Source organism: Telluria sp. GW821-FHT07G12 (genome assembly GCF_059418525.1).
The window spans coordinates 1,312,280-1,333,646 of the sequence record NZ_JBWKQA010000001.1 but is presented as its reverse complement, the minus strand read 5'-3'; the positions used below and the strand labels follow the sequence as shown (position 1 = coordinate 1,333,646).

Below are 21,367 nucleotides of genomic sequence, written 5' to 3'. Positions count from 1 at the left end.
ATCAGGGAGCAAGCAGCAATGCGATTGACCACCTTCGCCGCCGGCGTGCTGATAGTGTGCGGCGCCGCCACGCTGAGCGGCTGCGCGAGCGCGCCGCCACCGCCCACCGCCTCGACCATGCCGGCCCACGACATCGACCGCGCCCGCAACGTCATCTTCTTCCTCGGCGACGGCATGGGCATCAACACCCTGACCGCCGCGCGCATCTTCGCGGTGGGCGAAAGCGGCGAGCTGACCATCGACACGCTGCCCGAATCGGCCTTCATCAAGACCTACTCGAACGACACCCAGGTGACCGACAGCGCGGCCTCGATGTCGGCCTACATGACGGGCGTGAAGCAGAACAACGGCGTGATCTCGATGTCGGGCGACACCAGCGCCATCGCGCCCGCAGCGGACGGCAGCAGCCGCTGCACCAACGGTACGCCGATGCCGACCCTGCTCGAGCTGGCCAAGGCACGCGGCCTCGCCACCGGCATCGTCACCACCACCAGCGTCACCGACGCCACCCCGGCCGCGACCTATGCGCACGCCTGCCACCGCAAGCTGCAGAACCAGATCGCAGCGATGATGGTGCCGGGCGGCGCCGGCTACAACCCGGCCCTCGGAAGTGGACTCGACGTGGTGTTCGGCGGCGGCGCACAGTTCTTCCAGCCCGTTGCAAACGGCGGCAAGCGCACGGATGGCCGCGACCTGCTGGCCGAACTGCAGGCGCGCGGCTACCGCACGGCGAAGGACGCTGCCGGCTTTGCCGCGCTGGCGCCGTCGACCCAGCCCGCCATCGCCCTGTTCGCGCAGGAAGACCTGGCCTACGATGTCGAGCGCGATCCGGCCAGGCAACCGAGCCTGGCCGAGATGACGCGCAAGGCGGTATCCCTGCTGGGCCAGCGCAGCGCCGATAAAGGCTTCTTCCTGATGGTGGAGGGCGGCCTGATCGACCACGCCCTGCACGGCACCCGCGCCAAGCGCGCGCTGCAGGAAACCGTGGCCTTCGACGCCGCGCTGAAGGCCGCGATCGACGAAGCAAGCAAAATCGATCCGGGCCTGAAGCACACGCTGATCGTCGCCACCGCCGACCACGACCACACCCTGCTGATCAACGGCTACTCGCCGCGCAGCGGACCGACGACCGCCGATAAACCGGGCGTGCTGGGCCTGGTGCGCAGCCTCCCGGACGGCAAGCTCAAACTGGACAAGGACGGCGCGCCCTACGCCATCCTCGGCTTCGGCACCGGCGAACACCGCGTGCAGGGCAGCCGCGCCGCGCAGGCCGGCCTGACGGATGCCGTCGTCAGCGCCGACGACTACCACCAGGAAGCGGCGGTGCGCATGAAGTCCGAAACCCATGGCGGCGCCGACGTCTACCTGGGCGCGACGGGCGCCGGCGCGGAACTCTTCCGCGGCACCATCGACAACACCCGCGTGTTTACGCTGATCAAAGAGGCGGCCGGCTGGTAAGCGGCGCAAGGAGACCACGATGAAATCGATCCGACTCTGCGCGCTGCTGGCAGCCGCATTCACCTCCCAGGCCTTTGCCCAGACCCAGGCGAAGAACGTCATCTTCTTCCTCGGCGACGGCATGGGCCCGACCACGATCACGGCCGCACGCATCTATAAATACAAGGAAGAGGGCCTGCTGAACTTCGAGCGCCTCGACCGCACCGCCCGCATCAAGACCTATTCCGCCGATGCGATGGTCACCGACAGCGCACCGTCGATGGGCGCCTACATGACCGGCGTGAAGATCAACAACGACGTGATCTCGCGGAAGGATTCCACACCGATGGCGCCGGCCAAGGATGCCAACGGCAACCCGACGGTCGACCGCTGCGGCGAGAACAATGGCAGCGCGCCGATGACCATGCTAGAACTGGCCAAGGCCGCCGGGCGTGCGACAGGCGCCGTCACCAGCACCGAGCTGACCCACGCGACCCCGGCCTCGACCTTCGCCCACGTCTGCAACCGCAACACCGTGTACACGATCGCGCAGCAGATCGTGCCGGGCGGCGCCGGCTACAACGAGCGCCTGAAGGACGGCGTCGACGTGCTGATGGGCGGCGGGCGTCCGCACTTCACGCCCTTCGATGCGAAGGCCAATCCGAAGGGCCGCGCGGACGGACGCGACCTGCTGGCCGAGTTCAAGGCGCGCGGCTACTTCGTGGCCGCCACCCGCGCGGACATGATGTCGGCGCTGCCGAACCGGAAGTTCGTCGGCATCTACGCCGACAGCCACCTCGATTATGCGACCGTGCGCAAGCCCACCCAGCCGACCCTGGCCGAGATGGCGACCAAATCGATCGAGCTGCTGGCGAAGAATCCGAAGGGCTTCTTCCTGATGGTCGAAGGCGGCAAGATCGACCACGCGCTGCACGACTCCAACGCGAAGAACGCGCTGGAAGAGGTGGTCGACTTCGACAACGCGATCCAGGCCACGGTGGACCGCATGCGCCAGCTCGATCCGGGCCTGGAGCACACGCTGATCGTGGTGACCGCCGATCATGACCACACGATGGTGATGAACGGCTACCCGAAGCGCGGCAACCCGATCCTCGGCATCGTGCGCGGCGGGAACGGCGAGCCGGCGCTGGATGCGGACGGCAAGACCTACACGACCCTGGTCTATGGCGGCGGCCCGAACCGGCCGGATACCCGCAGCGACGTCGACGACGTCCGTGCGCAGGCACTGGACTACCACCAGGAGGCCGGCGTGCGCCTGCCCGGCGAAGGACATGGCGGCGGCGACGTGAAGCTGTATGCGGTGGGAGCGGGATCGGCGCCGTTCAAGGGGACGATCGAGAACACGCGGGTGTTCGAGTTGATGAAGGCCGCGGCAGGCCTATAAACAAAAAGCCCCGGCATGACCGGGGCTTTTCATTTGGACTGGTATCGGCCAGCGGGGCGGCCTGTCGTCTTTTTTATTTGAGGTGATCCGAGATCAGCTTGGTCATCTCGAACATCGATACCTGGGCCTTGCCACCGAAGACGGCTTTCAGCTTGTCGTCGGCATTGATCATGCGGCGGTTTGCAGCGTCTTGCAGGTTCTGGGCCTTGATGTAGTCCCAGACTTTCTTGGTGACTTCGGTACGCGGCAGCGGCTTGTTGCCCACCACTGCGGCCAGCGTCGCCGACGGGGTCATCTCTTTCATGAAAGCGGCGTTAGGCTTGCGTGCTGCTGCCGGCTTCTTTGCTGCTGCTGCTTTCGGTGCTGCTGCCTTGGCAGGAGCTGCTGCCTTCTTTGCTGCAGGCTTCGCCGCTGCAGCCGGTTTTGCAGCGGCCTTCTTTGCCGGCGCTGCGGTGGTTTTTTTGGCTGTTGCCATCTTCGAGCCTCCTAAACGGAACACATGGAAAATTGCGCAATGAATCGCACCGGCTTATATTGGTAGGGTTTTAGTGTTCGTGCAAGTCTTTTTCGAAATTTTTTCACTCTAACAAGCCCTAAAACCCCCCTAATCAGCGCATACCGGGCATCATGCCCTTCATCCCGCGCATCATCTTCATCAGGCCGCCGCCCTTCAGCTTCTTCATCATCGTGTTCATCTGATCGTACTGGGTCAGCATGCGATTGACTTCCTGCACCTGCACGCCGGCGCCGGCGGCGATGCGGCGCTTGCGGTTGGCCTTGATCAGTTCCGGCTTGGCACGTTCCTGCGGCGTCATCGAGTCGATGATGCCGCACATGCGGCGCACCTGCTTCTCGGCCTGGTCCATGTTGGCGCCGGCCGCGGCTTGCTGGAACTGGGCCGGAAGCTTGTCCAGCAGTCCCGACATGCCGCCCATCTTCTTCATCTGGGTCAGCTGGGCCTTGAAGTCGTTCATGTCGAACTTACCGCCCGACTTGATCTTGTTGGCCATGTCGGCCGCGGCCTGCATGTCCACGCCCTTGCGCGCTTCCTCGACCAGGGCCAGGATGTCGCCCATGCCCAGCACGCGGTTGGCCATGCGGGCCGGGTCGAAGGCTTCCAGGCCGTCCAGCTTTTCGGACACGCCGGCGAACTTGATCGGCTTGCCGGTCACGTGGCGCACCGACAGCGCCGCGCCGCCGCGCGAGTCGCCATCGAGCTTGGTCAGGATCACGCCGGTCAGCGGCAGCGCCTCGTTGAAGGCCTTGGCGGTGTTGATCGCATCCTGGCCGACCATGGCGTCGACCACGAACAGGGTCTCGATCGGCTTGACGGCGGCGTGCACCGCGGCGATCTCCTGCATCATCGCCTCGTCGATCGCCAGGCGGCCGGCGGTGTCGATGATCAGGACGTCGTGGTAGTGCTTCTTGGCCCAGTCCAGCGCGGCGAGGGCGATGTCGACCGGCTTGTCGTTGGCGGTGGACGGGAAGAAGTCGGCGCCGACCTGCTTGGTCACGGACTCCAGCTGCGCGATTGCGGCCGGGCGGTAGACGTCGGCGGAGACGGTCAGGACCTTCTTCTTCTGTTCCTTCAGGTACTTGGCCAGTTTGCCGGTGGTGGTGGTCTTGCCCACACCCTGCAGGCCGGCCATCAGGATGATCGCCGGCGGCTGCTGGGCGAAGGAGAGCTGGGATGCCTCGGGGCCGAGGTCGGCGCCCATCAGGGCCGCCAGCTCCTTTTGCACCACGCCGACCAGGGCCTGGCCGGGGGAGAGCGAGCCGATGACCTCTTCGCCCAGCGCTTTTTCCTTCACTTTGGCGATGAATTCGCGCACGGCCGGCAGCGCGACGTCCGCCTCGAGCAGGGCCAGGCGCACTTCGCGCAGCATCTCGGCGGTGTTCGATTCGGTCAGGCGCGCCTCGCCGCGCATCGTCTTGACGACCTTGGCAAGGCGTTGGGTCAGGTTATCCAGCATGGTGAGTTCTACCTATCTACCTAGATTGTGTTGGGCGCAAACCGCCATTTTACCGCATGCTCCCCTCCAACCGCGCAAGGGGAAAAGTCAAATGGAAACGTTGATTCTTGGTTGGCGTATTTGATACTTGGTAAGTACGTACTGGTACGGTTTGACAATACGTTCCTTAACGTTATAGCCTCATTGAAATGATTTCGCAGCACGACACATTCGCAGTTCGACACACAATGGAGACAGCAATGACAGCAAAAGTGTTCGGCAAGACCTTCCTCATCGCCGCCCTGCTCGCCGCGGGCAGCGCCCAGGCCCAGGAGGTCGTCCGGCTCGGCAACCTGAAGTTCGCGCACTATGGCGCGGTGTCATATATCAAGGAAATCGCACCGAAGTGCGGCATCAAGGTCGAAGAGCGCGTGTTCGCCAAGGGCCTGGACGTGATGCAGGCCATCATCGCCGGCGAGATCGACGTCGGCACCACGGCCTCGGAAGCGGCGATCTCGGGCCGCGCCGGCAATGCGCCGATCTACGTCGTGGCCGGCTTCGCCAAGGGCGGCGCGCGCCTGGTGGCGGGGCAGGGCTCGAACATCAAGAGCGTCAAGGACCTGAAGGGCAAGAAGGTCGGCGTGACCCGCGGCGGCATCCAGGAAGTGCTGCTGATGGCCGAGCTGCAGAAGGCCGGCCTGACGGCTGACGCCGCGCCGGGCAAGGACGTGCAGCTGGTATTCCTGGCCTACGCTGACCTGAACCAGGCGCTGCTGGGCAAGAACATCGACGCCATGATGCAGTCCGAACCGCAGTCCTCGCAGGCGATCAACAAGGGCTTCGGCACCGAGATCATCAAGCCCTACGACACCCCGATCGGCTCGCCGGTGCGGACCATGGTAATGACCGAGAAGTTCTATTCTACCCGCCGCCCGCTGGCCGAGAAGTTCATGCGCTGCTTCGTGCAGGCCACCAGCACCTTCATCAAGGATCCGGCGCTGGCCGAGAAGTACGTGCGCGAGAACGTGTTCAAGGGCCAGATCACCAGCGACGACTTCCGCGACGCGATGGACAATGCGCAGTACACCTATGACATCACGCCGGAGCACATCCAGACCACGACCGACATCATGTACAAGACCGGCGTCGGCCGCATGGCCAAACCGCCTGCAGCGAAGGAGTGGGTCAAGACCGACCTGCTGGAAGAGGCCAAGAAGAGTCTCAATATCAAATAAGACGTAGGGTGGGCACCCCGTGCCCACCATGGCGGCAACTGAAGGTGGGCACAGGGTGCCCACCCTACGTTTGGAGAGCAGGAAATGGTAAAAAGAAGTTGGCGGGACATCGCGGTCGGCCTGGTGGTGCCGGCGATCGCGATCGGGATCTGGCAGTGGGTGGCGAGCATGGGATGGGTCAACGAGAACGTCCTGCCGTCGCCGCTGGCGGTGTGGAACAAGTGGGTGGCCTATCTCATGCCGCTGCAGGATTTCAATACCTGGCATGAGAACAACCCCACGGGCAGCCGGCTGGCCTGGGCATTCTCGGGAGAGCTGATCGTCGATTCGCTCGGCAGCCTGTACCGGGTGGTGGTCGGCTTCGCGGTCGGCGCCGGCCTGGGCCTGCCGCTCGGCCTGGCGATGGGCGCGAACCGCATCGTGTATGCCTGGATGAATCCGCTGGTGCAGCTGCTGCGCCCGATCCCGCCGATCGCCTACATCCCGCTGTCGATCCTGTGGTTCGGGCTGGGCAACCCGCCGGCCATCTTCCTGATCGCGATCGGCGCCTTCTTCCCGGTGCTGATGAATACCATCGCCGGCGTGCGCCAGGTCGACGGCATCTACCTGCGCGCGGCGCGCAACCTGGGCGCCGGCCGCTCGACCATGTTCATGCGCGTGATCCTGCCGGCCGCCGTGCCCTACATCCTGACCGGCATGCGGATCGGCGTCGGCACCGCCTTCATCGTGGTGATCGTGTCCGAGATGATCGCGGTGAACAACGGCCTCGGCTTCCGCATCCTGGAAGCGCGCGAGTACTTCTGGTCCGACAAGATCATCGCCGGCATGATCAGCATCGGCATCCTCGGCCTGGCGATCGACTCGGCCATGAACAAGCTGAATAATTACCTGCTGCGCTGGCATCGCGGCCTGGAGCACTGAGCATGAGCGCGCATATCGTCATTGAAAACGTCAGCAAGGTGTTCGAGACCGACGGCCGCCGCATGGTCGCGCTGGAAAACATCGACCTCGAGATCCCGCGCGGCCAGTTCGTCTGCCTGCTCGGCCCTTCCGGCTGCGGCAAGTCGACCCTGCTGAACGCCGTCGCCGGCTTCGCCCCGCCGACCAAGGGTCGCATCATGGCCGACGGCGCCCTGGTGGCCGGGCCGGGGCCGGAACGCGGCATGGTGTTCCAGGAATACGCGCTGTTCCCGTGGATGACGGTCGAGCAGAACGTCGGCTTCGGGCTGGAAATCAAGGGTATGGCCAAGGCGGACATCGCCGCCCGCGTGGCCGAGCTGCTGAAACTGCTGTCGCTGGAAGACTTCGGCAAGCGCTATCCGAAGGACCTGTCGGGCGGCATGCGCCAGCGGGTCGCGATCGCGCGCGTGCTGGCGCTGGACTCGCCCATCATGCTGATGGACGAACCCTTCGGCGCACTCGACGCGCTGACCCGCCGCAACCTGCAGGACGAGCTGCTGCGCATCTGGGCCAAGCTGAAGAAGACCGTCATCTTCGTCACCCACAGCATCGAAGAGGCGATCTATTTGGCCGACCGCATCGTCGTGATGACCTACCGGCCCGGCACGGTCAAGCGCGACATGCTGGTGGACCTGCCGCGCATGCGGGACCCGGCGGCGCCGGAGTTCAATGCGCTCAAGCGTGAGCTGGGGCAGCTGGTGATGGAAGAGCAGCAAAGACACCACGAAGCAGAGATGAAATCCGCAGCGGTGGATTGATCGCTAATGTAAACAACGTCATTCCCGCGAAGGCGGGAATCCATACTAAAGCCGCATCGCCGCACACTCAGCAAGGATTCCCGCTTCCGCGGGAATGACGTTTACAGGCCACAGTCCGGATAGTGTAGACTCGCCCCTATGCAAACCACCTTATTCATCGCCGCAGCCATCCTGTACGCGGTGTGCGCCCTGCTGCCATCGCCGCGGGGCGCGGTCATTTCCGGCGTGACGGCGCTGGCGTGGGTCCTGCATGGGGCGGCGCTGTGGCCGGACATGCTGGGCAATGGCACGCTGCGGGTCGGCTTCGCCTTCATGCTGTCGGCGGCGCTGTGGATTTCGGTGGCGGCCTGGTGGCTCGAGAACCGCAATCTCGCGCTCGACAGCATGCGCCGCATGGTGATGCCGTGCGCGGCCGTCGCCGCGCTGCTGCCGCCGCTGTTCCCGGGCAGCGTCATGACGCTGCAGGGTCCCGCCTTCGGCTGGCACGTGGCGGTGGCCGTGATGGCCTACAGCACGCTTACCATCGCCGCCTTCCACGCCGTGCTGATGGCGCTGCAGGAGACGCGCCTGCATGCGAAGAGCTCGAAAAAAGGCTGGCTCGGCGCGGCCATCGACCAGCTGCCGGCCCTGCTGACCATGGAAAAGCTGCTGTTCCGGATGATCGGCATCGGTTTCGTGCTGCTCAGCCTGACCGTCCTGTCGGGCATCGTGTTCTCCGAACAGCTGTTCGGGCGCGCGCTGCGCTGGGACCATAAAAACGTGTTCGCGCTGCTGTCGTGGCTCCTGTTCGCCGCGCTGCTGGCCGGACGCCGCTGGCGCGGCTGGCGCGGCAAGACCGCGCTGCGCTTCACGCTGGCGGGATTCGCTACCCTGGCGCTGGCCTATGTCGGCAGCCGTTTTGTTCTTGAAGTCGTTCTGCACCGGGGGTTCACATGACGCGACTGTTATTCTGGATTGCGCTCATCATCCTGGTGGTGATGGCGGTACGCAGCAAGCTGCGGGCGGCGGTGGCCGCGCGCGGGTTCGACCCGCATGCCGGGCAGGGCGCAGGCGCGCCAACCGGCGGTCCGGCTCGCGCCCAAGCGCGGGTCGCGGAGTCCGAGCGCATGACCAACTGCGCCCACTGCGGCATCTATTTCCCGGCCTCGGAAGCGATACACGAGGGCGGGCACGACTACTGCAGCCAGGCGCACGCGCGCCTGCCGGCGACATCCCGCCCTGATTGAGGCGCATGGCGCCCTGGCAGCCCCTGTCCACCGCATCGCGGGAGACCTTCTGGCGTTCGCTCCAGACCTTCACCGTGACGCGCATCGTGATCACGCTGGTACTGCTGGTCTACCTGACCTACGACGCGCGCCGCGGCCATATGGTCGGCACGGCCTATGCCGAGACCTGCATCGCCTACGTGCTGGCGGCGCTGCTGTTCGCCGCCATTGCCCAGCGCTGGCGGCACCGCTTCCTGTGGCAGCTGTCGAGCCAGATCCTGATCGACATCGTCGCCATCTCGCTGCTCTACCTGGCCGCCGGCGGCGCCCGCAGCGGCCTGGGGCTGCTCTACCTGTTCCCGCTGGCCGGGGCGGCGATCCTGGCGCCGCTGGTGCTGGCGCTGTTTTCGGCCTCGCTCGCGACCCTGTTCATGCTGGCCGAGAGCACCTGGCGGATCTTCATCAGCGGTGACGAACCGCCGCTGTTCCAGGCCGGGATCATGGGCGCGGCCTTGTTTGCCGTGGTGGTGGTGGTCAGCCGGCTGGCGGCGCGCCTGATCCGGCAGGAAGAGCTGGCGTCCAGGCGCGGCGCCGACCTGCGGGTCCAGCAAGCGGTATACCGCATCGTGGTCGACGACGTCGGCGACGGCATCCTGGTGGTAGGGCGCGACGGCTTCGTCTTCAGCGGCAACCCGGCGGCGCGGCGCATGCTGGGTCTGGAGGCCGACAACGACTTCCGCCTGGCCGACAGCCCGGCCCTGGAGCCGGTGGCCCAGTGCTTCGAGGCCTGGCTGGCCGGCGGCACGGCCGACGGCCATGTCACCATCAAGCGCTGGCAGGAGCAGGACGGACCGGTGCGCGGCCGCCTCGACCAGCCGGTGCACCTGAAGCTGCGCTTTGCGCGGGTCGACACCCCGGATGACGCGGCCGAGCGCTGCGTGATCTTCATGCAGGACGTGAGCGCCATCGAAAACCAGGCGCAGCAGCTCAAGCTGGCCTCGATGGGCCGCCTGACCGCCAGCATCGCGCACGAGGTGAGGAACCCGCTGTCGGCGATCGGCCACGCCACCTCGCTGCTGGCCGAAGACCTGAACGGACCGGCCGAGACGCGCCTGCTGCGCATCGTCGGCGACAACGTGGCGCGGGTCAACCGCATGGTCGAGGACATCCTGAAGCTGTCGCGCAAGGTGCAGCCGGGCGCCGAGCCGGTGCATTTGAAGGCCTTCCTGGAAGAGCTGAAAGCCGAATTCACGGAAACCCATGGCCTGGCCGATAATATGGTGTGGATCGGCGATGCCGGCAATCGCACCGTGCGCTTCGACGGCCTGCATCTGCGCGAAGTGCTGGTCAACCTGCTCGGCAATGCGATCCGCTATGCGAGCGGCAAGCCGGCCAGCATCCGGCTGTTCCCGGTACTGGATGCCACCGGCCGCGTCGAACTGCACGTGCAGGACGACGGCCCCGGCATCACGGCCGAGGTACGGGCCCATTTGTTCGAGCCCTTCTATACCACCTCGAGCAAGGGCACCGGCCTGGGGCTCTACCTGGCGCGCGAGCTGTGCCTGAACAACGGCGCCATGCTGGACTACGAATACCGGGTGGACGGTCCCGCCGGCTTCGATGCGCCGGGACGGTTCGTGATCACCTTCTCTATATAGATAGTATGAGTTCTCCTCGCATCCTTGTAGTTGACGACGAAGCCGACCTGCGCGAGCTGCTCGAGATCACCCTGGTCAAGATGGGACTGGACGTCGACAGCGCCTCGACCGTGCGCGAAGCGCGTGCGCTGCTCGGCCAGAACGAGTACGCGCTGGTGCTGACCGACATGCGCCTGCCCGACGGCACCGGCCTGGAACTGGTGCGCGAAGTGGCCGGCGCGGGCCGCGGCACGCCGATCGCCGTGATCACCGCCTACGGCAGCGCCGAGAACGCGGTGATCGCACTGAAGGCCGGCGCCTTCGACTACGTCTCCAAGCCGGTGGTGCTGGACGATTTGCGCACCATGGTGCGCTCGGCGCTGCGCCTGTCCGAGAAGCCGGCGGCCCAGGCGGCCGGCGATGCGAACCCGGTAGACGACGGCGGCAATTCGCGCCTGCTCGGCCGTTCGCAGGCGATGCAGGCGCTGCGCGCCCAGATCGGGCGGCTGGCGCGCTCGCAGGCGCCGATCGCCATCAACGGCGAATCGGGCAGCGGCAAGGAGCTGGCGGCGCGCGAGATCCACGCCCAGAGCGCGCGCGCCGGCAAACCCTTCGTGGCCGTGAACTGCGGCGCGATTCCCGAAGCGCTGATGGAGGCCGAGTTCTTCGGTTACCGCAAAGGCGCCTTCACCGGCGCCACCGACGAGCGCGACGGCTTCTTCCAGGCCGCGAACGGCGGCACCCTGATGCTGGACGAGGTGGCCGACCTGCCGCTGGCGATGCAGGTCAAGCTGCTGCGCGCGATCCAGGAACGGCGCGTGCGCAAGATCGGCGCGACAGCCGAGGAGGCGGTCGACGTGCGCATCATCAGTGCGACCCACAAGAACCTGGCCCGGCTGGTCGAGAGCGGCCAGTTCCGCCAGGACCTGTTCTACCGCCTGAACGTGATCGAATTGACCCTGCCGCCGCTGCGCGAGCGCCTGGACGACCTGGCGCTGCTGGCCGACGCCATCCTGGTGCGCTTGGCGGGACCGGGCAATGCGCGCCTGGGCGCCGGCGTGCTGGAAGCGCTGCGCAGCTATGCCTTCCCCGGCAATGTGCGCGAGCTGGAAAACGTGCTGGAACGGGCGCTGGCTTTCGCCAACGACGGCGTGATCGAGGTCAGCGACCTGTCCTTGAAGGGCGCGCGCCTGGCCGAGCAGGGCGGGGCAGCGGCGCCGGCGCTTGCGCAAACGGAGGAGCAGCCGGTGGCCGTCCCTCCGGCCGCACCGCCGTCCGCTCCCGTCGCGGCGCCGGCGATGGCATCGGCGCCGCTCGACAGCCTGCCCGCGCTCGGCACCGGCGAACTGCCCAGCAACCTGCCGGACTACCTCTGCCAGATCGAGCGCGACATCATCCAGCGCGCCCTGCAGCAGACCCAGTTCAACCGCACCCAGGCCGCCAGCCTGCTGGGCATCAGCGTGCGGCAGTTGCGCTATCAGATGCAGAAACTGGACATCCACGCGCCCGAGCCCTGATCTTTGACCTCGCTCATATGCTGTTGTCTTTTCGCCATCGCAGCATGCCCTAATTGTGGGCATCCAGCGCCCCAAGCGACAGCAGCGTGGCGCCCTCAAAACCTTATGTTAGTGCTCACTTTCATTCCGAGGCCCAGAATGATTCGCCTTGGCAAATGTCAAGCTCGGCGCTAGAAAAAAATCCGCTCAGCAGAGTCTTTGATATTCCTGAATATCGACTATACTTAGGTTCATAAGGCGCTCAAACACTAGATCTAGTGGTCGGTGGCAGAGTCAGCCAAGCAAGAGGAGGGCCAGTTGCAGGCTTTTTAAGAACAGGCTTCTCCTCTTTATTATTCTCAAAAAGTTATTAGGCTGCCAACTTTGCACAGTTGGCATTCATCGTTTATCAGTCGGTGGCGTGCAGCCATCCTGGGAGGCTCAATGCAAACATCTTCGGACATCTCCATCAATCCGCAACCAGGAACGGCTGCCGGCGCGAGCGCCGCCGAGCTGGTCGCCAATAACGACTACCGCATCATCCGCCGCAACGGCGCCGTGGTGCCCTTCGCCCCGAGCAAGATCGCGGTTGCGATGACCAAGGCTTTCCTCGCCGTGAACGGCGAGCAGGGCCGCGAGTCGGCGCGCATCCGCGAGCTGGTCGAGCAGCTGACGAACAACGTGGTCGCGGCCCTGGTGCGCCGCCAGCCGAACGGCGGCACCTTCCACATCGAGGATGTGCAGGACCAGGTGGAGCTGTCCCTGATGCGCTCGGGCGAGCATGACGTCGCGCGTGAATACGTGCTGTACCGCGCCAAGCGCATGGACGAGCGCCGCGCCGCCAAGGAAGCCGCCGGCGTCACCTCCGCCGACACCCCGCAGTTCACCGTCGTCGACGGCGGCGTGCGCCGTCCGCTGGACATGAACGAAGTGGTGTCCCTGATCGGCGCCGCCTGCGTGGGCCTGGAAAAGCACGTCGATGCCGACGCCATCCTGGCCGAAACCGTCAAGAACCTGTACGACGGCGTGCCGGTCGAAGAGCTGCACAAGTCGGCCATCCTGGCCGCCCGCGCCCTGATGGAAAAGGATCCGGCCTACAGCCAGGTCACCGCGCGCATCCTGCTGCACACCATCCGCAAGGAAGTCTTCGGCAAGGAAGTGCCGCAAGCCGGCGCCGCCGCCGAGTACATCACCTACTTCCCGCAGTACATCGCCAAGGGCATCGACGCCGAGCTGCTGGACGAGGAACTGGGCAAGTTCGACCTGCAGAAGCTGGCCAAGGCCATCGTCGCCGACCGCGACCTGCAGTTCGGCTACATCGGCCTGCAGACCCTGTACGACCGCTACTTCCTGCACATCCGCGAAACCCGCATCGAGATGCCGCAGGCCTTCTACATGCGCGTCGCGATGGGCCTGTCCCTGCGCGAAGAGAACCGCGAAGCGCGCGCGATCGAGTTCTACAATCTGCTGTCGAGCTTCGACTTCATGAGCTCGACCCCGACCCTGTTCAACTCGGGCACCCGCCGCTCGCAGCTGTCGTCCTGCTACCTGACCACGATCGGCGACGACCTGGAAGATATCTACGACGGGATCAAGGAAAACGCGCTGCTGTCGAAATTCGCCGGCGGCCTGGGCAACGACTGGACCCCGGTGCGTGCGATGGGTTCGCGCATCAAGGGCACCAACGGCAAATCGCAGGGTGTGGTGCCGTTCCTGAAAGTGGCGAACGACACCGCCGTGGCGGTCAACCAGGGCGGCAAGCGCAAGGGCGCGGTCTGCGGCTACCTGGAAACCTGGCACCTGGACATCGAGGAATTCCTCGACCTGCGCAAGAACACCGGCGACGACCGCCGCCGCACCCACGACATGAACACCGCGAACTGGATTCCGGACCTGTTCATGAAGCGCGTGATGGAGAAGGGCTCGTGGAGCCTGTTCTCGCCGTCCGAAGCGCCGGACCTGCATGACAAGGTCGGCAAGGCCTTCGAGGAAGCCTACCTGGGCTATGAAGCCAAGGCGGCGCGCGGCGAAATGACCGTGTACAAGAAAATCGAAGCGCTGGACCTGTGGCGCAAGATGCTGTCGATGCTGTTCGAGACCGGCCACCCGTGGATCACCTTCAAGGATCCGTGCAACATCCGCTCGCCGCAGCAGCACGTGGGCGTGGTGCACTCGTCCAACCTGTGCACCGAGATCACGCTGAACACCAACGCCGACGAGATCGCCGTCTGCAACCTGGGTTCGGTCAACATGCCGGCCCACATGAAGGGCGACGGCCTGGACGCGGTCAAGCTGCAGAAGACCATCCGCACCGCCATGCGCATGCTGGACAACGTCATCGACATCAACTACTACGCCGTCGACAAGGCCAAGAACTCGAACCTGCGCCACCGTCCGGTCGGCCTGGGCATCATGGGCTTCCAGGACTGCCTGCACATGATGCGCGTGCCGTTTGCCTCGGACAAGGCGGTGGAATTCGCCGACCGCTCGATGGAAGCCGTCTGCTACTACGCCTACCTGGCCTCGACCGAACTGGCCGAAGAGCGCGGCCGCTACCAGTCCTACGAAGGTTCGCTGTGGGATCGCGGCATCCTGCCGCAGGACTCGATCAAGCTGCTGGCGGAAGAACGCGGCGGCTACCTGGAGCAGGATACGTCCGAGACCATGGACTGGAGCATCGTCCGCAACCGCATCAAGCAGTTCGGCATGCGTAACTCGAACTGCGTGGCGATCGCCCCGACCGCGACCATCTCGAACATCATCGGCGTGTCGGCCTGCATCGAGCCGACCTTCCAGAACCTGTACGTGAAGTCGAACCTGTCGGGCGAGTTTACCGAGATCAACGGTTACCTGGTGCGTGACCTGAAGGCGCGCGGCCTGTGGGACGAGGTCATGATCAACGACCTGAAATACTTCGACGGCTCGCTGTCGCGCATCGACCGCGCACCGCAGGACCTGCGCGACATCTACGCAACGGCCTTCGAAGTCGAGCCGAAGTGGCTGGTGGAAGCCGCATCGCGCCGCCAGAAGTGGATCGACCAGGCGCAGTCGCTGAACATCTACATGGCCGGCGCCTCGGGCAAGAAGCTGGACGAGACCTATAAACTGGCCTGGCTGCGCGGCCTGAAGACCACCTACTACCTGCGCACCGTGGCGGCTACCCACATGGAGAAGTCGACCACCCGCACCGGCGCCCTGAACGCCGTGCCGGTCGACGGTGGCCTGTCGGCTGCAGCAGCGGCGGCTCCGGCCCCGGCGGCAGCGCCGGCAGCGGCAGCGGATGTGGTGGAAGGCGCCGCCTGCTACCTGCGTCCGGGCGACGCCGGTTTCGACGAGTGCGAAGCCTGCCAGTAACTATATAAAAGTACGTCGTCCCCGCGAAGGCGGGGACCCAAGTTAGTGGCAAACCACAAAAACTTGGATTCCCGCCTGCGCGGGAATGACGGTTTCTAAGCTAACAATACAAGGAAAAGATCATGGCTCTGTCATGGGACGATGAACCGATTACCAGCGCACCGGCCGCCGGCGCCGCTCCGGAAGGCGCCACCGCCGCCGACGTCGCCAAGCGCGTGAACGCCGACGACAAGCGCATCATCAACGCCAAAACCGACGTCAACCAGCTGGTGCCGTTCAAGTACAAGTGGGCCTGGGACAAGTACCTGGCCGGCTGCGCCAACCACTGGATGCCGCAGGAAGTGAACATGCAGCGCGACATCGAGCTGTGGAAGAACCCGAACGGCCTGACCGAAGACGAGCGCCGCATCGTCAAGCGCAACCTGGGCTTCTTCGTGACCGCCGACTCGCTGGCCGCCAACAACATCGTGCTGGGCACTTACCGCCACATCACGGCGCCGGAATGCCGCCAGTACCTGCTGCGCCAGGCCTTCGAAGAGGCGATCCACACCCACGCCTACCAGTACATCGTCGAATCGCTGGGCCTGGACGAGAAGGAAATCTTCAACGCCTACAACGAAATCCCGTCGATCCGCGACAAGGACCAGTTCCTGATCCCGTTCATCGAGGTCATCAACGATCCGGAATTCAAGACCGGCACCCTCGAAAACGACCAGAAGCTGCTGAAGTCGATCATCGTGTTCGCCTGCCTGATGGAAGGCCTGTTCTTCTACGTCGGCTTCACCCAGATCCTGGCGCTGGGCCGCCAGAACAAGATGACCGGCGCCGCCGAGCAGTACCAGTACATCCTGCGCGACGAGTCCATGCACTGCAACTTCGGCATCGATCTGATCAACACGATCAAGATGGAAAACCCGCAGCTGTGGACCGCCGAGTTCAAGGAAGAGATCAAGCAGCTGTTCCTGAAGGCCGTCGAACTCGAGTACCGCTACGCCGAAGACACCATGCCGCGCGGCGTGCTGGGCCTGAACGCCCCGATGTTTAAGGGCTACCTGCGCTTCATCGCCAACCGCCGCGCCGTCCAGATCGGCCTGGACGCGCTGTTCCCGAACGAGGAAAACCCGTTCCCGTGGATGAGCGAGATGATCGACCTGAAGAAGGAACGCAACTTCTTCGAGACCCGCGTGACCGAGTACCAGACCGGTGGTGCGCTGAGCTGGGACTGATCCCGGGGCAGGCTCGTGCCGTCCATCAAGCCCGCTGCCCGGCGGGCTTTTTTATTTCCGTCATCGCCGCTTCACCTTGAAATGCTATGCTGCCCGCACCTATGCAAGGCAGCTTCCCGATGCTCACCAGCCCGCTCCTCGACCATCCCGCCATCGTCCACGGCTTCAGCCGCCGCCACGACGACATGGCCCGTCTCCTGCCCGCCTACTGGCCCCAGCGCCCGGTCCAGCACGAGCGCCACGGCACCCACATCGCGATCCCGACCGAACCAAACCAGGACTGCGGCGAAGCCGACGGCATGCTCACCGACCGCCCCGGCCTGCTGCTGGCGATTGCCACGGCCGACTGCGTGCCGGTGCTGCTGGCGCGCCGGGATGGGCGCGAGGTGGCGGCCCTGCACGTCGGCTGGCGTGGCGCCCATGCCGGCATCGTCGACCGTTTTGCCGCGCTGGTGCGCGAACGCGGCGGCGATCCCGGCGACTGGATCGCGGCGATCGGGCCGGCGGCGCACGCCTGCTGCTACGAGGTGTCGGCGCAGCTGATCGAGGACTTCCACATGCGCACCGGGCTGCCGCGCGAGACCATCGCACCGGCGCCGCGCCGGCTCGACCTGCCCGCGATCGTGCGCTGGCAGCTGGGGCAGGCCGGCGTCAAGCGCATCTCGGTCCAGTCCGAATGCACCATGTGCCGCAGCGGCGATGACGGCCGCTTCGTCTATCACAGCTACCGCCGCGACCGCGAAACGCGCACGCCGATCGTCGACGTGCAGTGGTCGGTGATCGCGATTGCGAAGACCTGACCACGATTCGCGCAGTGATTTGCGCGGAAGTTTGTGCGTGGGATGCGCCACAGGCTTGCTAGTAAAGCTATCATGCCTGCCATGCTACGCGTCCTCTTCATCCATCAGAACCTGCCGGGCCAGTTCCGCCGGCTGATTCGCTACCTGCAGACGAGGCCAGACGTCGAACTCGTCGCGATCGGCGAAGAGGCCGCGGTCGCGCGCGAGAAGCTCGGGCCCAAGGTCCGCACGATCGCGTATGCGAAGCCCGAAGGACCGGGCGAGAAGACCCACCACTACCTGAAGCATTTCGAAGGCTGCATCCGGCGCGGCCAGGCCGTCACCCGCATCCTGGTCGAGCTGAAGAAGCAGGGCTGGGCGCCGGACGTGGTGGTCTGCCATCCAGGCTGGGGCGAGGGCCTGTTCGTCAAGGACGTGTTCCCGCATGCGCGCCTGGTGGTGTTCTGCGAGTTCTGGTGGGCCGCGGACGGGCTGGACGTCGGCTTCGATCCAGAGTACCCATCCAGCTTCGACGACCGCCTGCGCATCCGCATCAAGAACTCGGTGCTGATGCAGTCGCTGCTGGCGGCCGACGACGGCGTCACGCCCACCGACTGGCAGCTGGGTGCGCATCCGCCCGAGCTGCGCCACAAGATCCGCCGCATCCACGAGGGCATCGACACCGGCTACCTGACGCCGGACCCGCAGGCGCGCCTGACGCTGCCGGATGGACGCGTGCTGACGCGCGCCCAGCCGGTCCTGACCTACGTCGCGCGCAACCTCGAACCCTACCGCGGCTTCCACGTCTTCATGCGCAGCCTGCCGCGTCTCCTGGCCGGCAATCCGGAGCTGCAGGTGGTGGTGGTCGGCGGCGACGGCGTCAGCTACGGCCGCAAGCCGCCGCAAGGATTCGACAGCTACCGCGCCGCTTTATGCGCCGAATTGGCCAATTCCGTGGACTGGTCGCGCGTGCATTTCCTCGGCAAGCTTCCATATGCGAGCTACCGCACTGTGCTCCAGGTCTCGAGCCTGCACATTTACCTCACGTATCCGTTTGTGCTGTCGTGGTCTATGCTGGAAGCGATGGCAGTCGGTGTGCCGGTGCTCGGTTCGGATACGGGGCCGGTGCGAGAAGTGATCCGCGATGGTGAGAATGGCTACCTGACCGGCTTCTTCGACACCGCGGCGCTGGCCGAGCGCGCACTCGCACTGATTGCGCGCCGCGACGAGACCGCCGCAGTCGGATTGCGCGGACGCGAGACGGTGCTGCGTGACTACGATTTCGAGTCGTGCGGCCTGCCGGCCTACCTCGAGCTGCTGCAGCCACTGCAGCCGCCCGTTCATGAGGAAGATAGATGAAGGACCGCTTCCTGGGCGAGCGCCGCTACAGCCTGTGCGGCGTCACGCACACGATCGCCACCCACGCGGTGATGAGCGGCATCGCCAACCTGCCGGTGGCGCCGGTGCGCAGCTGGGATGCGGTGATCTGCACCTCGCGCGTGGTGCGCGACAGCGTGCGCCAGGTGCTGGAGCGCCAGGCCGAGTACCTGCGCGCGCGCCTGGGCGCCGAACGCTTCGAGCTGCCGCAGCTGCCGCTGATCCCGCTCGGCGTGCATTGCAGCGACTTCGAATTCGACGAGACCGCCCGCAGCGGGGCGCGGCGCCAGCTCGGCATCGCGGATGGCGACGTCGCCATCCTCTTCTTCGGCCGCCTGTCCTTCCACGCGAAGGCGCATCCGCAGCAGATGTTCAGTGCGCTCGAACGCGCCGGCAAGGACGGCCGCCAGGTGCACCTGATCCTGTGCGGCTGGTTCGCCAACGAAGCGATCGAGAAGGCCTTCCGCGAGGCCGCGGCGCTGCTGTGCCCATCGGTGCGCCTGGCGGTGCTCGACGGCCGTGTGCCGGACAGCCAGGCCGGCGCCTGGGCCGCCGCCGACATCTTCACTTCGCTGCCGGACAATGTGCAGGAGAGCTTCGGCCTGACGCCGCTCGAAGCGATGGCGGCCGGGCTGCCCTGCGTGGTGAGCGACTGGAACGGCTACCGCGACACGGTGCGCGAGGGCGTCGACGGCTATCGCATCGCGACCGTGATGCCCGGCGCAGGCGCCGGCCTTGACCTCGCGCAGCGTTACGACGATGGCGTCGACAGTTACGACCAGTATTGCGGTCATACCAGCCAGGCAGTGGCGCTGGACGGCGCCCAGCTCGCGCAGGCCTTCGAGCGCCTGATCAAGGACGCCGGGCTGCGCAGGCAGATGGGCGAGAACGGACGCAGGCGCGCGCGCGAGGAGTTCGACTGGCAGGTGGTGTTCGGGCGCTACCGCGCGCTGTGGAGCGAGCTCGATGAGCGGCGCCGCGCGGACGCCGTGCTCACGCCGGCGCTGCCGCAACTGGCGCCGGACCGGCTCGATCCGTTCGCGATGTTCGCAAGCTATCCGAGCGCGCAGCTGACGCCGGAATCGACGGTCGAGCTGGCGCCGGATGCATCGCTCGCGCTGCTGCGCCAGTACCGCGAACTGGGGATCAACCGCTTCGCCGCATCGTCCTTGCCGACGCTCGAGGAATTCGGCCAGATCTTCGGTTCGATCGAGTCGCGGCCGACGCAGGTGGACGAGTTGCTCGATGCGCTAGGTCCTTGCGATCGCCCGACTTTGCTGCGCGGATTGGCCTGGCTTTGCAAGATGGATCTGCTGCGGATTGGCGCGGCAGGCGAGTAATGGGAATTGGATTTTGTATGGAATGCGCGATCGATGCGCGCTTGTTTTTTGAGGAGCTGGAGTACGAATAGGATCAAACGTTATCGCGACGATCGATAGAAAGCCGTCGATAAGAGTTCGTCCAAGCGGAAAGACATGGAAAAATACTGTGTGCGGGTTGCGCACTGACAAGGTTTTCGTGTACTTTACGTGATTGAATTTGTCAAAACGTGAACGTAGATTTTTTTACCACGTTAAACGGGTGACAAACCGATCAAAAAATGGGACGCTGATTCATTCAGTATGCACGTAAGCTTCGCGAAAAGAACAAGCCGCATTGCCTGAATTAATTCGGGCATGGCGGCTTTTTCTTTTCGCGCTCTTGCGGGTTGCGGAGTGGACAGTGCAGTGAACCATCGAACTTTTGTCGTTAGGTCGTCGGCGACGACGATAGCTGAAGTGCTGCAGACTTGAGGAGTTGCAGCAGTTCAGCTGGTGCCGGATTCATTGACGCAGACGCGAGTGTGCGCCGATGAATAATTCGCCCGACCAAGCAGACGGGTTGGACGGGTTCAAACCTTGTAGCGTATTTTTCTCATCGCAGAGAAGGAGAACATAAAATGGCAACAGCCGCTAAGAAACCCGCAGCAAAGCCGGCAGCAAAAGCAGCCGAAAAAACCACCGCCGCTAAAAAGGCAGTAGCCGCCAAGCCGGCAGCGAAAGCCGCCGCGAAACCGGCAGCAAAGCCGGCCGCTAAACCGGCTGCAAAGCCGGCAGCAAAAGCTGCAGCAACCAAGACCGCTGCCAAAGCACCGGCCAAGAAAGCCGCTGCAACTAAAGCAGCTGCTCCGGCAAAGAAAGCCGCAGCAACTAAAGCAGCTGCTCCGGCCAAGAAAGCCGCAGCAACTAAGTCGGCTGCAAAGCCGGCGGCAAAAGCTGCTGCAACCAAGTCGGCTGCTAAAGCGCCGGCCAAGAAAGCCGCTGCAAGCAAATCGGCTGCAAAAGCTCCGGCAAAGAAAGCCGCTGCAACCAAGTCGGCTGCTAAAGCTCCGGCAAAGAAAGCTGCTGCAACCAAGTCGGCTGCAAAAGCTCCGGCAAAGAAAGCCGCTGCAACCAAATCGGCTGCTAAGGCTCCGGCAAAGAAAGCTGCTGCAACCAAGTCGGCTGCTAAAGCTCCGGCAAAGAAAGCTGCTGCAACCAAGTCGGCTGCAAAAGCTCCGGCAAAGA

General features: G+C 64.9%; 17 protein-coding genes. 14 read left to right on the top strand and 3 right to left on the bottom strand.

Features of this window, described 5'->3' with window-relative positions; genetic code table 11:
• Window positions 1–18 precede the first annotated feature (18 nt).
• Together AC07PE_RS06210 and AC07PE_RS06205 are read left to right on the top strand one after the other, a co-directional pair.
• Entirely contained in the window at window positions 19–1,458 is a 1,440-nt protein-coding gene (locus AC07PE_RS06210) for an alkaline phosphatase (protein WP_498762523.1), read from the top strand.
• Window positions 1,459–1,477: 19 nt separating this feature from the next.
• Window positions 1,478–2,842: an alkaline phosphatase gene (locus tag AC07PE_RS06205; protein ID WP_498762522.1), complete on the top strand. Its 1,365-nt coding sequence runs from the start codon at window positions 1,478–1,480 to the stop codon at window positions 2,840–2,842.
• A 73-nt stretch (window positions 2,843–2,915) separates the two neighbouring features.
• On the opposite strand, the gene AC07PE_RS06200 is transcribed toward AC07PE_RS06205, so the two are convergent.
• Both AC07PE_RS06200 and ffh read right to left on the bottom strand, forming a co-directional pair.
• Entirely contained in the window at window positions 2,916–3,317 is a 402-nt protein-coding gene (locus tag AC07PE_RS06200) for an SWIB/MDM2 domain-containing protein (RefSeq protein WP_230019610.1), read from the bottom strand.
• Window positions 3,318–3,450: 133 nt separating this feature from the next.
• Complete coding sequence (gene ffh / locus AC07PE_RS06195) at window positions 3,451–4,815, bottom strand: signal recognition particle protein (RefSeq protein WP_258844330.1); 1,365 nt, start codon at window positions 4,813–4,815, stop codon at window positions 3,451–3,453.
• 239 nt (window positions 4,816–5,054) lie between these two features.
• Here ffh and AC07PE_RS06190 point away from each other — a divergent pair, with 239 nt between their 5' ends.
• From AC07PE_RS06190 to AC07PE_RS06135, 12 genes are all read left to right on the top strand, one after another.
• Window positions 5,055–6,029 (top strand): ABC transporter substrate-binding protein, encoded by a 975-nt coding sequence (locus tag AC07PE_RS06190; protein WP_498762521.1) that lies wholly within the window; start codon window positions 5,055–5,057, stop codon window positions 6,027–6,029.
• Window positions 6,030–6,113: 84 nt separating this feature from the next.
• Entirely contained in the window at window positions 6,114–6,950 is an 837-nt protein-coding gene (locus AC07PE_RS06185; protein ID WP_498762520.1) for an ABC transporter permease, read from the top strand.
• Window positions 6,951–6,952: 2 nt separating this feature from the next.
• Window positions 6,953–7,747, top strand: a complete 795-nt coding sequence (locus AC07PE_RS06180) for an ABC transporter ATP-binding protein (RefSeq protein ID WP_498762519.1) — start codon at window positions 6,953–6,955, stop codon at window positions 7,745–7,747.
• A gap of 138 nt (window positions 7,748–7,885) precedes the next feature.
• Window positions 7,886–8,683 (top strand): cytochrome C assembly family protein, encoded by a 798-nt coding sequence (locus tag AC07PE_RS06175; RefSeq protein ID WP_498762518.1) that lies wholly within the window; start codon window positions 7,886–7,888, stop codon window positions 8,681–8,683.
• Window positions 8,680–8,973 carry a PP0621 family protein gene (locus AC07PE_RS06170; RefSeq protein WP_498762517.1) on the top strand — a complete coding sequence of 98 codons (294 nt, stop codon included), beginning with the start codon at window positions 8,680–8,682 and terminating at the stop codon, window positions 8,971–8,973. Before AC07PE_RS06175 ends, AC07PE_RS06170 begins: the two co-directional genes overlap by 4 nt.
• A gap of 5 nt (window positions 8,974–8,978) precedes the next feature.
• Window positions 8,979–10,610 (top strand): sensor histidine kinase, encoded by a 1,632-nt coding sequence (locus tag AC07PE_RS06165; protein ID WP_498762516.1) that lies wholly within the window; start codon window positions 8,979–8,981, stop codon window positions 10,608–10,610.
• Between the two features lie 5 nt (window positions 10,611–10,615).
• Window positions 10,616–12,106: a sigma-54-dependent transcriptional regulator gene (locus AC07PE_RS06160; protein WP_498762515.1), complete on the top strand. Its 1,491-nt coding sequence runs from the start codon at window positions 10,616–10,618 to the stop codon at window positions 12,104–12,106.
• A 423-nt stretch (window positions 12,107–12,529) separates the two neighbouring features.
• Window positions 12,530–15,439 carry a ribonucleoside-diphosphate reductase subunit alpha gene (locus AC07PE_RS06155; protein WP_498762514.1) on the top strand — a complete coding sequence of 970 codons (2,910 nt, stop codon included), beginning with the start codon at window positions 12,530–12,532 and terminating at the stop codon, window positions 15,437–15,439.
• Between the two features lie 122 nt (window positions 15,440–15,561).
• Window positions 15,562–16,665: a ribonucleotide-diphosphate reductase subunit beta gene (locus AC07PE_RS06150; RefSeq protein WP_498762513.1), complete on the top strand. Its 1,104-nt coding sequence runs from the start codon at window positions 15,562–15,564 to the stop codon at window positions 16,663–16,665.
• Between the two features lie 86 nt (window positions 16,666–16,751).
• A complete protein-coding gene (locus tag AC07PE_RS06145) occupies window positions 16,752–17,465 on the top strand; it encodes a purine nucleoside phosphorylase YfiH/LACC1 family protein (protein ID WP_498762512.1) in 714 nt (237 codons plus the stop codon).
• 81 nt (window positions 17,466–17,546) lie between these two features.
• On the top strand, window positions 17,547–18,803 hold the full coding sequence (locus tag AC07PE_RS06140) for a glycosyltransferase (protein WP_498762511.1): 1,257 nt from the start codon (window positions 17,547–17,549) through the stop codon (window positions 18,801–18,803).
• Entirely contained in the window at window positions 18,800–20,161 is a 1,362-nt protein-coding gene (locus AC07PE_RS06135; protein WP_498762510.1) for a glycosyltransferase family 4 protein, read from the top strand. Before AC07PE_RS06140 ends, AC07PE_RS06135 begins: the two co-directional genes overlap by 4 nt.
• A gap of 574 nt (window positions 20,162–20,735) precedes the next feature.
• Here AC07PE_RS06135 and AC07PE_RS06130 read toward each other — a convergent pair.
• A partial coding sequence (locus AC07PE_RS06130) for a hypothetical protein (RefSeq protein ID WP_498762509.1) occupies window positions 20,736–21,367 on the bottom strand: 632 nt, incomplete at its 5' end.

Excerpts from the sequence above, each read along its gene's own strand:
- AC07PE_RS06210 (WP_498762523.1), top strand. The coding sequence starts at position 19 with ATGCGATTGACCACCTTCGCCGCCGGCGTGCTGATAGTGTGCGGCGCC.
- AC07PE_RS06205 (WP_498762522.1), top strand. The coding sequence starts at position 1,478 with ATGAAATCGATCCGACTCTGCGCGCTGCTGGCAGCCGCATTCACCTCC.
- AC07PE_RS06200 (WP_230019610.1), bottom strand. The coding sequence starts at position 3,317 with ATGGCAACAGCCAAAAAAACCACCGCAGCGCCGGCAAAGAAGGCCGCT.
- ffh (WP_258844330.1), bottom strand. The coding sequence starts at position 4,815 with ATGCTGGATAACCTGACCCAACGCCTTGCCAAGGTCGTCAAGACGATG.
- AC07PE_RS06190 (WP_498762521.1), top strand. The coding sequence starts at position 5,055 with ATGACAGCAAAAGTGTTCGGCAAGACCTTCCTCATCGCCGCCCTGCTC.
- AC07PE_RS06185 (WP_498762520.1), top strand. The coding sequence starts at position 6,114 with ATGGTAAAAAGAAGTTGGCGGGACATCGCGGTCGGCCTGGTGGTGCCG.
- AC07PE_RS06180 (WP_498762519.1), top strand. The coding sequence starts at position 6,953 with ATGAGCGCGCATATCGTCATTGAAAACGTCAGCAAGGTGTTCGAGACC.
- AC07PE_RS06175 (WP_498762518.1), top strand. The coding sequence starts at position 7,886 with ATGCAAACCACCTTATTCATCGCCGCAGCCATCCTGTACGCGGTGTGC.
- AC07PE_RS06170 (WP_498762517.1), top strand. The coding sequence starts at position 8,680 with ATGACGCGACTGTTATTCTGGATTGCGCTCATCATCCTGGTGGTGATG.
- AC07PE_RS06165 (WP_498762516.1), top strand. The coding sequence starts at position 8,979 with ATGGCGCCCTGGCAGCCCCTGTCCACCGCATCGCGGGAGACCTTCTGG.
- AC07PE_RS06160 (WP_498762515.1), top strand. The coding sequence starts at position 10,616 with ATGAGTTCTCCTCGCATCCTTGTAGTTGACGACGAAGCCGACCTGCGC.
- AC07PE_RS06155 (WP_498762514.1), top strand. The coding sequence starts at position 12,530 with ATGCAAACATCTTCGGACATCTCCATCAATCCGCAACCAGGAACGGCT.
- AC07PE_RS06150 (WP_498762513.1), top strand. The coding sequence starts at position 15,562 with ATGGCTCTGTCATGGGACGATGAACCGATTACCAGCGCACCGGCCGCC.
- AC07PE_RS06145 (WP_498762512.1), top strand. The coding sequence starts at position 16,752 with ATGCTGCCCGCACCTATGCAAGGCAGCTTCCCGATGCTCACCAGCCCG.
- AC07PE_RS06140 (WP_498762511.1), top strand. The coding sequence starts at position 17,547 with ATGCTACGCGTCCTCTTCATCCATCAGAACCTGCCGGGCCAGTTCCGC.
- AC07PE_RS06135 (WP_498762510.1), top strand. The coding sequence starts at position 18,800 with ATGAAGGACCGCTTCCTGGGCGAGCGCCGCTACAGCCTGTGCGGCGTC.